General features: G+C 61.8%; 12 protein-coding genes. 5 read left to right on the top strand and 7 right to left on the bottom strand.

Annotated features, from left to right (window positions below; translation table 11 throughout):
* Nucleotides 1-104 precede the first annotated feature (104 nt).
* Complete coding sequence (locus BMY52_RS01105; RefSeq protein WP_090249777.1) at nucleotides 105-1034, bottom strand: chemotaxis protein; 930 nt, start codon at nucleotides 1032-1034, stop codon at nucleotides 105-107.
* 216 nt (nucleotides 1035-1250) lie between these two features.
* On the opposite strand from BMY52_RS01105, the gene flgA reads away from it, so the two are divergent.
* The 4 genes from flgA to BMY52_RS01085 all read left to right on the top strand — a co-directional run bounded on the left by flgA (nucleotide 1251) and on the right by BMY52_RS01085 (nucleotide 3735).
* Nucleotides 1251-1979 (top strand): flagellar basal body P-ring formation chaperone FlgA, encoded by a 729-nt coding sequence (gene flgA, locus BMY52_RS01100; protein WP_090249774.1) that lies wholly within the window; start codon nucleotides 1251-1253, stop codon nucleotides 1977-1979.
* Nucleotides 1980-2069: 90 nt separating this feature from the next.
* Nucleotides 2070-2381 (top strand): flagellar biosynthesis anti-sigma factor FlgM, encoded by a 312-nt coding sequence (flgM, locus tag BMY52_RS01095; RefSeq protein WP_090249772.1) that lies wholly within the window; start codon nucleotides 2070-2072, stop codon nucleotides 2379-2381.
* Nucleotides 2382-2385: 4 nt separating this feature from the next.
* A complete protein-coding gene (locus BMY52_RS01090; RefSeq protein ID WP_090249769.1) occupies nucleotides 2386-2868 on the top strand; it encodes a flagella synthesis protein FlgN in 483 nt (160 codons plus the stop codon).
* Nucleotides 2869-2988: 120 nt separating this feature from the next.
* The gene (locus BMY52_RS01085; protein WP_177169792.1) at nucleotides 2989-3735 is read left to right on the top strand and encodes a flagellar brake protein; all 747 of its coding nucleotides are present in this window, start codon (nucleotides 2989-2991) and stop codon (nucleotides 3733-3735) included.
* Nucleotides 3736-3760: 25 nt separating this feature from the next.
* Here the strand turns inward: BMY52_RS01085 and BMY52_RS01080 are convergent, their stop codons facing one another.
* The 6 genes from BMY52_RS01080 to BMY52_RS01055 all read right to left on the bottom strand — a co-directional run bounded on the left by BMY52_RS01080 (nucleotide 3761) and on the right by BMY52_RS01055 (nucleotide 11048).
* On the bottom strand, nucleotides 3761-6742 hold the full coding sequence (locus BMY52_RS01080; protein ID WP_143050391.1) for a hybrid sensor histidine kinase/response regulator: 2982 nt from the start codon (nucleotides 6740-6742) through the stop codon (nucleotides 3761-3763).
* Between the two features lie 388 nt (nucleotides 6743-7130).
* Complete coding sequence (gene pufB / locus BMY52_RS01075) at nucleotides 7131-7268, bottom strand: light-harvesting antenna LH1, beta subunit (protein ID WP_025281777.1); 138 nt, start codon at nucleotides 7266-7268, stop codon at nucleotides 7131-7133.
* A 57-nt stretch (nucleotides 7269-7325) separates the two neighbouring features.
* Nucleotides 7326-7523: a light-harvesting antenna LH1, alpha subunit gene (gene pufA / locus BMY52_RS01070; protein ID WP_090249762.1), complete on the bottom strand. Its 198-nt coding sequence runs from the start codon at nucleotides 7521-7523 to the stop codon at nucleotides 7326-7328.
* Nucleotides 7524-8023: 500 nt separating this feature from the next.
* Nucleotides 8024-9466, bottom strand: a complete 1443-nt coding sequence (locus BMY52_RS01065; RefSeq protein ID WP_177169791.1) for a BCD family MFS transporter — start codon at nucleotides 9464-9466, stop codon at nucleotides 8024-8026.
* A gap of 48 nt (nucleotides 9467-9514) precedes the next feature.
* Nucleotides 9515-10345 (bottom strand): ferredoxin:protochlorophyllide reductase (ATP-dependent) iron-sulfur ATP-binding protein, encoded by an 831-nt coding sequence (gene bchL / locus BMY52_RS01060; RefSeq protein ID WP_238627574.1) that lies wholly within the window; start codon nucleotides 10343-10345, stop codon nucleotides 9515-9517.
* Nucleotides 10346-10649: 304 nt separating this feature from the next.
* On the bottom strand, nucleotides 10650-11048 hold the full coding sequence (locus BMY52_RS01055; protein ID WP_090249756.1) for a zinc ribbon domain-containing protein: 399 nt from the start codon (nucleotides 11046-11048) through the stop codon (nucleotides 10650-10652).
* A gap of 195 nt (nucleotides 11049-11243) precedes the next feature.
* Between BMY52_RS01055 and BMY52_RS01050 the strand changes: the two genes are divergently transcribed.
* Nucleotides 11244-13856 (top strand): PEP/pyruvate-binding domain-containing protein, encoded by a 2613-nt coding sequence (locus BMY52_RS01050; protein ID WP_090250495.1) that lies wholly within the window; start codon nucleotides 11244-11246, stop codon nucleotides 13854-13856.
* The last annotated feature ends 26 nt before the right edge of the window (nucleotides 13857-13882 follow it).

Here is a 13882-nt window from a genome sequence, read left to right as displayed (position 1 = left end):
TTATCCCTGCCTCCGGTGATGAACCGGAAAACGCAGTATACCCGCAAATGGCCCCGCAGGCGGCAATGCGTTGCCGCCGATGGCAGCCCCCTGCCCTGTATCCCTTACTGCCCGACCTCTTCGGGCTGCAGGTGGCCCAGCACGGCCTCAGCCAGCTCATCGGGGCTGAACTTGGGCAAAAATCGATCCGCCCCCGCCTGACGCACCATCGCCTCGTTAAAGGTACCACTCAAGGAAGAATGTAACAGGATGTACAGACCAGACAAATCCGTTGTCTGGCGGATCTCGGAAGAAAGCGTGTATCCATCCATGACGGGCATCTCGATATCCGAGATCACCATGCCGATCTGTTCATCAATAGGGCCTTGCTGAGCCATTTCCTTGAGCTTGGTGAGCGCTTGCTGACCATCATTGGCCACGATGGCCTCAACACCGATCTGGGCGAGCGCGCGGACGATCTGCTTGCGGGCCACCGAGGAGTCATCCGCCACCAGGGCCCGGCGTACCCGCCCGCCCTCGCGGATGGCCCGGGACAGGGCCTCATCCACATCCTTGGAGGGACCGGTCACCATTTCCAGCACCTTTTCCACATCGATGATTTCCACCAGCCGGTCCTCCACCTGAGTGACGGCCGTCAAAAAGCTGTCCTTGTGAGTGCCCCGAGGTGGTGGACGGATCTGATCCCAGTTGAGATTGATGATGCGATCCACCGAGGCCACGAGCAAACCCTGCACCGAGCGGTTGAACTCGGTGAGGATGACGAAGGCCTTCTGCTCCTGTTCCGGTGCTGCCATGCCGATGGCCTGGGCCAGGTCCACCACCGAGACGGTTTGTCCGCGCAAGGTGGCCACGCCGCGCACCACGGAGTGGGCGCTGGGCATGCGATTCAGGGGTGGGCAGGCGATCACCTCGCGCACCTTGAAGACGTTGATGGCAAACATCTGTCGCGTACCCAGAGAAAACAGCAACAGCTCGAGGCGGTTCTGCCCGACCATCTGGGTACGCCGGTTCACACCATCCAACAAGTCGCTCATGGGCCCCTCCTGCGGAACACCCGGGGATAAACATGGCCAATCAACCGGGTTATCGGCGGCTCGGGGCAATCCTTGATGCCTGATCTGGCATTGGGATTGCATCCCTTCACACCAACAGCCCCCGGTGCCGGAATCCCGGCAACGAATGCGCGGAGCACGATTATGAACCAAGTCAGACACGCCTGTCTCATGCACCCACCCCATGGATCCCGCTCCATGCACAAACGCCGCGGATGGAGCGGGTCAGTCCTGTCGTGCCTGACCCTGTGCCTACTGGTACTGCCACCCACAACCCTGGCCTCGGAGGTGGAACCGCATGCCAACATCCTCGAGACTGCCCGGGACTTTCTCACCGAGCAGGCCCGACAACATCACGGCGACGCCCTGGAGGTCCGCGTAGTCCCGGGAAGGCTGGATCCGAGGCTGCGACTGCGGGCCTGCGGCGCCCCCCTGGAGGCCGATCTTCCGCCAGGAGGACGCATGGTGGGCAACACCACTGTGGGGGTCCGCTGCCCGGGCCCCTCGCCCTGGAACCTGTATGTACCCATGCAGGTGAACGTGAGCGGCGAGGTCGTGGTGCTCGACCGTTCCCTGCCCCGCGGGGCTGTACTATCCTCAACTGACATCCGCCTGGAACGCAAGGCACTCGATGGCCTGCACAGCGGCTATCTTGTAGACCCGGAACGCGCCAATCACATGGTGCTGCGTCGCGCCCTGCGCGGTGGTACCGTGCTCACGCCCCACATGGTGGAGCCGCAGCGGCTGGTGCATCGCGGCGAGCGGGTCACCCTGTTATCAGAGAACGCGGCGATCAGCGTGCGCATGGCAGGCGAGGCCATGGCTGACGGCGCCTACGGGGACCGGGTACGGGTACGCAATCTGTCATCCCGACGCGTCGTGGAGGGGCGCGTACTCTCCGCCGGCGTGGTGGGTGTTAATATGTGACGCCCGACACATAATGCGGGTTAAAGAATTCCCAGGACGAGCCGATAAAAGGACCATCAGAGGCGGTATTTGTATGTGCGAGGAACGGATATGTCCATCGAAGTCAAGAATCTAAGCCAGCCGCAGGCGCGGGGTGCCAGTGACAGTCGTGGCACCACCGAGAGCGCTCGTGGCGGCAAAGGGGCCGGTCAGGCCCCGAGCCCGGCCGACAATACGGCCGACAAGATCACGCTCACCGGGGCAGCGAGACGCCTCAGCGACCTGGAGCAGACCGCGGCTTCCCAGCCCCAGGTGGACGAAAAACGCGTCGCCGAACTGCGTCAGGCCATCCAGGATGGGAGTTATCAGGTGAATGCCCAGGACGTGGCGGAAGGGCTCATGAAATCGGAAAATCTGTTCTGATCACATGAACCCCACCCCCTTCCCCGAACACCTGGACCAGATCCTCAGCCAGTCCGTGCGTGAGGCCACCAGCCTGGAATCCGCCCTGCAGCGTGAGGGCGCAGCCCTGGCATCCCGCGACCTGGACGAACTGAACGCTGCCGTGGCCGATAAACAGGTCCGCGTGCAAGCACTGGAAGCGCTGACCCGTCAACAAACGGAATTGCTGCAACGGGAAGGTTATGAGACCAACGCGCATGGCATGGACCGAGTGCTGCGCGACTGGGACGAAGACGGTGTACTGCGTCCCGTCTGGGAGCGCCTGGTGGAAGTCATGTCTCACTGCCATCGCCTGAACCAGGTCAATGGTGGCGTGGTGGAAACCAGCCGACGCCGGGTGGACCAGGCGCTGCATATCCTGCGCGGAGAGGAAGCCCGCACCGAACTCTACGACCCCCACGGCCGCGCCTTCTCGGCCAGTTCCTCCCGCCCGATCACCAAAGCCTGATCCCGCACATCATCCGGCGGCGATTCCCAGCCGCCATGTATCTCACGCTGTGCTAACCTTATATTGATGGGTTTAGTCAAACCCGTAGGCACACCTGCCCGCATGGGGAGAGCAAGCGCCATGGCACAGATGCAGACACTGGCCCGTCACGCGCCGGCCATAGAATTGGGACGCCCGATGATGACTGCGGACGACATCCTTTCACAACTGAGGGAACTGGAAGCGCGCGGTGCTCCACTGAGCGTGCGACTGGGAAACGAACAGGAGTTCTTCAACAGCCGCATATTGCGCATGGACCCTTCCCATGGATGGTTGTTCCTGGAAGAACTCGTGCCCTACCAGGGCCACCTGAGGGTCGCCCCCAGGCAACCCATGCATGTATACGCCATCATCGGTGAGATGGGCGCCCATTTCTGCTCCAAGGTGCTGCACACCGGCGAGCACGATGGTGTGGCCTTCTATGTACTGGGACTTCCCGAACACATGGATTCGGAACAGAAGCGCACCCATTTCCGCACACCCGTGGAACAAGCCCTGGACACCCCGTTGACACTGACCAATCGCGAAGGGCGTCAGTTCACCGGTCGGCTGGTGGATGTCTCTCTGGGTGGGCTGCGCGCCTATTTCGACCTGGATACACCGATCGGCGCTCGGGAACTGCTCAACGTCAAAGGTCTGACGCTCCCCGGCATCCCGCCCATCGACTGCGGGCTACAGGTGCGATTCGCCAGAGAGGACAAGGGCAAGGGACTACGACTGGTGGGCGGACGTTTCTTCGATCTGAATCCGGAGGATGAACAGCACCTCCTGCGGACCCTGCTGTTACTGGAACGAGAGCAGACTCACCATGGCGGGCATCGTGACTGAGGACTCGCCAGACTCGCAGTGGATCTCAGGCCTCCATGGGATCCACTTTCGGCGTCTTCAGAAAAGCGTCCACCACCTGTATGAAGGCTGCCATGTCCAGCGGCTTGGTGAGGTAGCGATCAAAACCTGCCTCGTGACCTCTCTCCACATCCCTTTCGGTGGCGTTGGCGGTCAAGGCAATCACCGGGATGCGGGCTGTCTCTGACTGCTGACGCAGGTGCTGTAGCACATCATAGCCGTTCATCCCCGGCATGTTGATATCCAGAATGATCAAATCCGGCCGATGTCCTCGGGCCAGCTCCAGACCAAGGCCACCCGAAGGGGCATTGAGCACCTGCACACCCACCCGCTGACGCAGCACGTGCTCGACCAGGCGTAGATTGGCGGGATTGTCATCCACGTGCAGCACCGTGAATGGACGATTCTGCCCCGTCATGTCGACGGGCAGAGAAGGCCCCGGCCCGGTCTCATCCCCAGGCCCGCAACTCGCCGGCTCACCTGCCTTGAGTTCGAACCAGAAGCAGCTCCCCTGCTCCAGCCTGTCCATGCCAATCACTCCGCCCATGAGCTCCATCAGACGCTGACTGATGGCCAGACCGATGCCCGTGCCCTCGATGGATTCATCGCCGTCCTCGTGAAGCCGGGCAAAGGCCTGGAACAGGGAATCCTGGAGATGTTCGGGTATACCCCGCCCCGTGTCGCGCACGCGCACCCGCACGCTATCGGCATTCACTTCGGTATCCAGCCACACGCAACCCTGGGGCCGGTTGTACTTGATGGCGTTGGAGATGAGATTGATCAGCACCTGCTTGAGCCGGGTGCGGTCCGCCATCAGCAACTGATCCACCTGACCCACGTGGATCGTGATGCCCTTGTCCCGAGCCAATGGTCGCAGCAGTGTCAGACAATCCCTGACCACATCGGCCAGCGGCACCGACTCGATGGACAGTTCAATCCGGCCGGACTCCACCCGAGCCAGATCCAGCACTTCATTGATCAGATCCAGCAGATGGCGCCCACCCCGCAGGATCTCCTTCACACTCTCCTGCTGTTCCTCGCCCAGGGACGGATCCGCCTCGAGCAACTGGGAAAAACCCAGGACCGCATTCATGGGGGTGCGCAATTCATGACTCATGCGCGACAGAAAGTCCGATTTGGCCTGGTTGGCCCGCTCTGCCTGCTCCTTGGCCTCCTGCCACTGGCTCATCGCCAGATGACGCCCCTCCTCGGCACTCAGTGCCGCCGCCAGAATTCCCAGGATACGTTCATCCTCATCCGTGGGATGCATGTGGCCGGTCGATACGACACAGAGACTCCCGACCACCTCACCCTGACAACGGACGGCATGGCCCAGATAGGACTTCAGCCCATAGCGTTTTACATAGGGGTCCTGCTCAGCATAGGGCGTCTGCATCAAATCCCCGCTCACATACGCATCCCCCAGGGTGCCATTGATCACGTCATAACAGACATGCCCCTCGGGCGTGTCGCTCAACGGCATGTCCTGGGGTGTTTGCCAACGCCCCAGGGCGAAGAGCCGACCTTCCTTGAGCCGGTTATACAGCGCCGCCTCGCTCTCCAGCAGTTCGCCGCACACCTGGGTGATCCGCGTGATATTTTCCTGGTAATCGGGCCCCAGGCTGGCCAGGCATTCGTTCAGACGAATCAGGCGGCGCTCCATCCGTTTGCGTCGCCCGACATCCCGCAAGATGCCCACGGCATACCAGCCATCGTTCATCTGCAGTGATGACAGAGAGAGTTCACCGGTCATTCGGCTGCCATCACGACACTGGGCGGAGACCTCCACAATCTGGTCAACGGCCTGTCCGGCGCCTGTGTGAGCGAAGTGACGCATCGCCCGCCCCACCGCGGGAGGCGGACCGCCCGGCACCAGCAACTGGTGCATATCGCGCCCCAGGGCTTCATCTCGAGGATGACCCAGTAGACGTTCCGCCGCACGGTTCCAAAAGACCACCCGACCATCGGGGTCCATCATGATGATGGCATCCTGGGCCACATCGGTGATGGCCTTGAGCATGACCTGACTCTTCCTGAGCTCCCCGGAACGCTCCTGAACCTGCCGCTCCACGGATAACTGCCTGACCCTCAGCAGCATGACCAGCATGGCCGCCAGCAGCGTGAAAAGCAGTCCCACAGCCCCCACACCCCAGGCCCGGTCCCCGGCCCGCTCATGAGTCTGGCTCAAGGGCGGGAGCATCGATGAATTCGATGAGGGTGACTGGTGCCCGGCCTGGGAGTGCAGCACCACCAGGTGCGCAAACGTCGCCTGCTGCTCGCGCTGATCGAGTTGCTGAGCCACGCTGACCCCGAGCCCCGTAAGCAACAGGCCACTGACCAGGACCAACGCCGCCTCCAGGTAGGGGGCCGCGGGGCGAACGGCACCGGCGTGGCCACGTCGGGTGACAATGGCCACGCCCAGACCAAAGACCATCAACAACCCCATACCCGCCAGCCAGGCGGGTCGACTGCCACGATGAATCTCCGACCACCACAGCGCATCCGGGGCATCCAGCCCCACAACCATCATCAGCTCACCCGTTTGCGGGTTGACCACCGGTGCCAGGCTGGAGATGAACTGCCCGTATTCATCGGTGTAGGGCTGCGTGGTCGTGGCCTGACGAGACTCCAACACCCAGGCCAGCTCATCGGGCGGGGACTCATAACGGGTGCCCGGCAGGCTGGCATCCGGGTCATCCGGATCGAGACTTTCCGGACCAAAGACCCAATGGCCATCACGCGGGGCGACCGTCCAGAGTTCGCCTCCCCCATGACGCTCGGACAATGCCCTCAACTGCACCCGCATGCTCTCGAAAATCGGAGTCCCCAGGTCATCAATGGAGAACGACAGGCTATCCACGCGTCGCCAGTGCAGCGCGTTGGCCACCTCGACAACCTGGATCAATAACCGGTCACGCTGATTGGATTCCACCAGATTCGCCTGCCAGGCCGACATGACGAGGACCACCACCAGCAGGATGATGCCCATGCAGGTCACCAGGAGACCCGGCCGAATCCCGTGGCCAGGATCAGAATCCGCACGGGGCTTCCCCGGAATCAATCCGGGCGGAGAATCAGCCTGGGGCATGCTAGAAACAACCGAAACGCATCAACGGATTCCATTCATCCGTCATGCTTGGGTACGTAAGGCGCTCAGGGGGGAGGTTGGCTGGCGCGCCGGCATCCAGGCGCTCAACCTGTCCAGGAGTGAGATGCAGGATCGCGAAGACAGGCATGTCATAAACGCAAAAAGGTAGAGGGGGCTGGTGGAATCCTTGGCGGGGGACGGGCCTCTGCAAATGTCCGCCCCACGCCGAAGGATACACCAAACCCCCTCTACCCGCACCGCTACCTCAAACGAGGTGACGGTAAAGACCTTAGTAGAAAGGTCTCCACAGGTACACCAGGAAGTGGGCAGCTGCCGCCAACACCATGAACACGGTGAAGGTGGTCTTGAACTGCTCGTGGAATTCCTTGGCTTGTTCTTCGGTCAGACCGGAGATGCTGTCATTCATTGGGAATACCCTCTAACGTGTAATCAAGAAGTCGTTTGGATTCAGAAGAATCCAGACTTACTCGGAAACTTCCGCAGACGCATCATAGGTCAGCGGGTTGTAGCTGTCGTTGGCATACACGAAAGCGTGCACAGCCAGAGCAACAACCAGGACAGCCATCAGGATGGGCATCAGCCAGGTGCCGGGGTTAACCACCAGCCACAGCTTCCAGTCGTCTCTGGGGTTGCTTGGCTTGCTCGGTCTGTATTCACTCATTGATAAAGCCCTCTTGGTTTAAGACCAGGCCCCTGTGGAGGCCGGGATGTTTTCAACCGCCGCATCACACACATGCAGCCAAGGTTGAGACTTGAATCAGATCCAGCGAATTCCGGCACCCGAGGCCCGGAAAACTCCCTGAACAATCTTTTTTCAACTTGTTACCTGGCAGAGCGTTTCCGATTCAAAAACCCCTGCTTCAGTCTGGTTGTAAGTCTACGTTGACAGGGTTAAATGTCAAGCTGGCCTACGGCTTCCGCACAGACAGGCAAAACCACCCGGAAAAACGCGACTCACAATCTAAAATCAGATGGTTAGACCCTCACCCACCGCACCGGAGCCATTCCATTCCAAGCCATTCCCGCATCCTGTGCTGCCGTTTTTCTGACCCAGATCATCATTTTGGCCTCGCCGGCAGAAAGCCATTGCGGCAATGGATCTCCCCCACAAAAAAGGGGCGCCGCAGCTTTTCGCCACGGCGCCCCCGACTCCCATCAGGATCAAGTGGTGGGGAAATCCGGCATGCCGAAGCGGGCATCCCCCGCGCCATGGCGTGGACCGCCTTCGCGCAGCAGCGGGATCATCACCAGGAGCGCCGTCAGGAGAATACCGATCTCCAGGTAATACACTGCCAGATAACCCGTTGCAGGCGCTGCCAGGGTCTCCCCAAGCAGCCCACCGCCGGTGATGAATCCGGCAATATCCCGGATGATGCCGCCCAGGGCGATGGCCCCCCCGGCAGCAGTGGCCTGCACGGCGCCCCAGGCCCCCACGGCCATGCCGCTTTGCTCATGACGGGCAAAGGCCATCATGGCCAGCAGGGTGGAAACAGCAAACAGCCCACCCCCAAAGCCGATCAGGCCCGTGCCCAGACGGAAGACCAGCGTGGATTCCAACGGCACGGCCAGCACCACGATGATGAAGGCCACCACGCCGATGGCTGCGCCGGTGGCCCCCACCCGGTAGGGGTCCCCTCCTCGGGTGAGCACATAACCGGCCAGAGAGAAGGCCATGAGCATCCCCACGGCCCACAGGGCCGTGAGCGTGGTGGTGGCGGACACCGACATGCCCAGGATTTCACCGCCATAAGGTTCCAGCAGGATGTCCTGCATGTTGAAACCCATCGTGCCCAGACCGATGACCACCAACAGTCGGCGGACATGCCCCATGGAGGCGAATGACCGCCAGGCCTCCATGAAGGGCACCCCCGGTTGATGACGCCTCTTGGCGCGATCCTGATTGATGGACTCCTGTTTCCACAAGGCAAACAGATTCAGCGCAATGGTGATCACCGCCACGCCCTGCAGCACTTCGATCAGGCGGCCCGGGCTGTAATCGGTGAGCAGCCAGCCAAACAGACCCGAGGCCAGAACCATGCCCATCAGCAGGATCACATAGAGCAGGGCCACCACTCGGGGACGCTGCTCGGGGGCTGCCAGGTCCGTGGCCAGGGCCAGGCCGGCCGTCTGAGTGGTGTGCAGGCCCGCCCCCACCAGCAGGAAGGCCAGGGCCGCAGCCAGGGGACCCAGGAAGGCGGGCCCGCTGCCATCGGCGAGCACCAGCAGGGCGAACGGCATGATGGCCAGGCCACTGAACTGCAACAGTGTGCCAAACCAGAGATAGGGCACCCGGCGCCACCCAAAAGCGGATCGATGATTGTCCGACCGGTGGCCCAATAGGGCCCTCAGGGGGGCAAAGAGCAGAGGCAGGGAAACCATCAGGGCCACCAGCCAGGCGTGAACACCCATCTCCACCACCATCACGCGGTTGAGGGTGCCGGTGAGTAGCACGATGGCCATACCGACTGACACCTGGAAAAGCGCCAGTCGCAACAGCCGCGGCAATGGCAGCTCCTTGGTGGCTGCATCGGCAAACGGCAGGACCGACGGGCCCAACCGTCTGAGGATGCCCATGAAGGCGCCCGAGGCCTTTCTATCCTTCATCGCGGATCACTCCCACTGGTCTGGTACATGCGATACCTCCGGCGATCATCAATCAAATCCCAGGAAATCGAAGATGTCTCGATCCTTCATCGGCGTGGCGCGCTGCGATTCCACACCATCGAGCAGACTCTGGGCCAGGCGCATATATTCCTGCTGAGCCGTGATCAATTCCGGCTCGTCCTCCATCTCGAAGACGGTGGACTTTTTCAGGCGACTGCGACGAATCACGTCCAGCAGCGGGAAATGCGCCAGGCGGTTGAGACCCACGGCATTGTTGAAGCGATCGATCTCATCGGTATTTTCGCTGCGGTTGGCAATCACCCCACCGATACGCACCTGGTAATTCTTGGCCTTGGCCTCGATGGCGGCAGCAATGCGATTCAAGGCAAAGATGGAGTCAAAATCATTGGCGGTGACGATCAGTGCCTGATGCGCATGTTGCAGTGGTGCGGCAAACCCCCCGCAGACCACATCACCAAGCACATCGAAGACCACCACATCGGCATCTTCCAGTAGGTGGTGCTGCTTGAGCAGTTTGACTGTTTGACCCACCACATAGCCGCCACACCCGGTACCCGCCGGGGGACCTCCGGCCTCCACGCACATGACACCGTTATAGCCCTCGAAGACGAAGTCTTCCGGGCGCAATTCCTCATCATGGAAATTCACGGACTCGAGCACGTCGATCACCGTGGGTACCATGGATTTGGTCAGGGTGAAGGTGGAATCATGCTTGGGGTCGCAACCGATCTGTATCACCCGTTTGCCCAGTCGCGAGAAGGCGGCGGACAAATTCGAGGAGGTGGTGCTCTTGCCAATGCCCCCCTTGCCATAGATGGCGAACACCCTGGCTTTGCCGATGTGCAGATTGGGGTCCATGGATACCTGGACGCTGCCCTCGCCGTCCGGCGGTGCGGGGCAGTCGTTGTTGCAAGTCGAGTTCACGCCGTATTCTCCTCGGTCATACCGTCAGGACGGTCTAAGGTTCTTCACTAGCGCCGGGGGCGGGCCCCTGGCATCTCGGCGTCCGGGCCCATTCATGGGGGATGCTCAGGCTTCCAGCAAGTGATTGGCCGCCCGGGCCGAGGTGAGGGAATGGATCGCGGCCAAGCGCCGGAGGTTAGCGTGCGGCATTCGCAAAAACAAGCACGCATGCCCCCGGCAGGCAGGTAGTAGACCGGCCTCAGCTACCGAGTTTACGGTGAAACCAGAGATTGCGGCCTTCGTTGAACACCAGCCAGATAATTCCGGCATACACCATGAGGTCAGCCACGTAGTAGACGAGCGCGCGACCGTCACCATCCTGGCCCACCCAGGCCTTCATGCCCATGCCCAGGGTGAGGCCCGCGAAGAAGAGCAATACCGACATGACACGGTGGCGGGCCACCCGATCGGTAAAGGCCATGTATTCCTGCTCGCCCCGCAGCCATTCCTCATCCGCTTCCTGTTCGTACTCCATACCCGGCTCCCGCTCCATGACTTCCGAGTCTTCCTGAGCCGCGATGGGTGCCCCGCAACCTGGACAGGTCGGTGCCTTGTCCGAAACTTCCCGGCCGCATTCGGGACATTCAATTAATGCCATTGGTCATCCCCTTGTGAGTTGAAGCGCAGATTGAGCCCCCTCATACGCCCCGGTCTGCCATGTCCCGCAGTCGATCCGGCTTGGGCCCATCACCCCGCGCATGATACAAGGCGATCAACACCGGGTGAATACTTACTCCCGGGAAGTTCGGCCATAACGGCACAAGCCGCTGTTCCCATGATCCAGGGCAAGTTCATGACATACGAAGCCGAGGTTACACGCGTCTCCACCGGCCTGCCAGGACTGGATGAGGTGATCGATTGTCTGCGCATCGGCGACAACGTGGTATGGCGCGTGGATCATGTGGATGACTATCAACGCTTCATCGATGGCTTCGTGCAAGCCGCCCTGGCTCGTGACCGAAGCATCATCTATCTGCGGTTCGGTCATCACGCCCCGCTGGTCGAAGCCGGTCCCAATGTGCGGGTGGTCCACCTGGATGCCCTGAGTGGCTTCGAGGCCTTTACCGAACATGTATACCGCCTGATCACCGACCATGGGCGCGGGGCCTTCTATGTGTTCGACTGCCTCTCCGACCTGCTGGAGGACTGGGCCACGGATCTGATGGTGGGCAACCTGTTCCGGGTGATTTGCCCCTACCTGTTCGAGTTGGACACGGTCGCCTATTTCGGTCTGCTCAACGACCACCACTCCCACACCACCGTGGCGCGTATCCGCGAGACGACGCAGGTGCTTATCGATGTGCGCCGTACCGCCGGCGAATGCCATGTGCAGCCCGTCAAGGTCTGGCGCCGCCAGTCTCCCACCATGTTTCTGCCCCATCGCCATCACGGACACCGCTTCGAGCCGGTGATCGACAGCAGCGATGCCACCCGCGTGCAAGCAGCCTTGCAACCTGATCATAGCCAGGGTCCGCAGCGCCAACTGGACTACTGGGATGCCCTGTTCCTCGCCGCCGCCCGGCAACTTGAACAACCCGACAACGAGGACGGCCGACTCGCCCAAGTGGAACGCCTGTGCCGGGTGCTCCTGGGACGGGATGAACGCATTCTGGACCTGGCGCGTCGATTCTTCCGCCTGGAGGATCTGATGGCCATCCGTGCCCGGGTGATCGGCAGTGGCTACATTGGCGGCAAGGCGGTGGGCATGCTGCTGGCCCGACGCATCCTGTCGGACAGGGACCCGGCAACCTGGACGGCACACCTGGAGCCCCATGACTCATTCTTTCTGGGCACCGACGTGTACTACTCCTTCCTGGTGCACAACGGCCTGTGGCCGCTGCTCATGCGCCAGCACGAACCCGAGGGCTACTACAGCGAAGGCCGTGAGTTACACACACGCATGCTTGAAGGGGCACTCCCCGAGGAAACCCGCATGGAACTGGCCCGGATGCTGGATCATTTCGGCCAGTACCCGATCCTGGTGCGCTCCAGCAGTCTGCTGGAGGATGGCTTTGGCAACGCCTTCGCGGGCAAGTATGACAGCGTCTTCCTGGTGAATCAGGGCTCCCCCGAGGAGCGCCTGGTCCGCCTGGAGGAGGCCATTCGCCAGGTCTTTGCCAGCACCATGAGCGAAGACGCTCTGGTGTACCGCCAGCAGCGCGGACTGGACGGCATGGAGGAGCCCATGGCCCTGCTGCTGCAACGGGTCAACGGCCGTTATCACGGCCGACACTACCTGCCCGATGCTGCTGGCGTGGGTGTGTCGCGCAACATCTTTACCTGGGATCCCCGAATGGATCCCGCCGCTGGCATGGTACGTCTCGTGGTGGGGCTGGGCACCCGGGCCGTGGACCGGAACGACGACGACCATGCCTGCGTCGTCCCTCTGGATCAGCCTGGGATGCGCCCCTTCCGGGACGAGGAGGATGCCCTGCGCTTCTCCCAACATCAGGCGGATACCCTGGATGTGACCGGCAACACCCTGTCCAGCGTCCCCTTGCGCCAGCTGGCATCACTGGATGCGGATATGGAACGCATCCTGGGCTGGTGTGGAGAGCGGGATCGCGAAGCCCTCCAGCGGGCACGGGAACATGGGCTCACGCCCCCCTGGCGGATCAGTTTCGGCCCGCTCCTTGCCAAGACACCTTTCGTACCGCTGGTGCAGCAACTACTTCAGACCCTGGAGGCCACCTACGACTATCCGGTGGATGTGGAATTCACGGTACACATCGGCCTTGAAGGCCAACCGTCCTTCAATCTGGTGCAATGCCGTCCCCTGCAGACCCTGGGCCAAAACCGGCCTGTGACCGTACCCGAAGGGATTACGGACGATCATCTGCTGCTGGCCACCCGGGGTCACTTCATGGGCGGCAGCATGGATCAGCCCATTCATCGGGTGATCCGTGTGGATGGCGAGCGTTACAGTGCCCTGAACCCACACCAGAAATTCGCCGTGGCTCGCCTGGTGGGCCAAATCAATCGGGCCCTGGATAACCGGGATGACTGCCCTACCCTGCTGATCGGGCCGGGGCGTTGGGGCACCAGCACACCCGAGCTGGGCGTGCCCATCCGCTTCGCCGATATCAGCCGCATGGCAGTCATCATGGAGGTGGCGGAACTGGGCGGCGGCGTGGTGCCGGACCTGTCCTATGGCTCTCACTTCTTCCAGGATCTGGTGGAATCACGCATCGCCTACGTGGCCGTGCGGCCTCACGACCGGCACACCCACTATCATCCCCAGTGGCTGACCGGCACGCCCCGGGAAGTGATCGATGAAGATTCGCTGGATGGTCTGGATGCCGACGTACTGGGCGCCGTGGCGGTGCACAACATGACCGGGGTCGGCCTGAGGCTGGTGGCCGACGTGGTGAGTCAGCGGCTGGTGTGTTACCAGGAAGGCCAATGAGCCCCCCTCATCCCCGGCCCTTCTCC

The organism is Ectothiorhodospira marina, assembly GCF_900109495.1.
GTDB classification, from domain to species: Bacteria; Pseudomonadota; Gammaproteobacteria; order Ectothiorhodospirales; family Ectothiorhodospiraceae; genus Ectothiorhodospira; species Ectothiorhodospira marina.
Note: the sequence above shows the minus strand (reverse complement) of the source record. Positions and strands in the feature narration are given on the sequence as shown.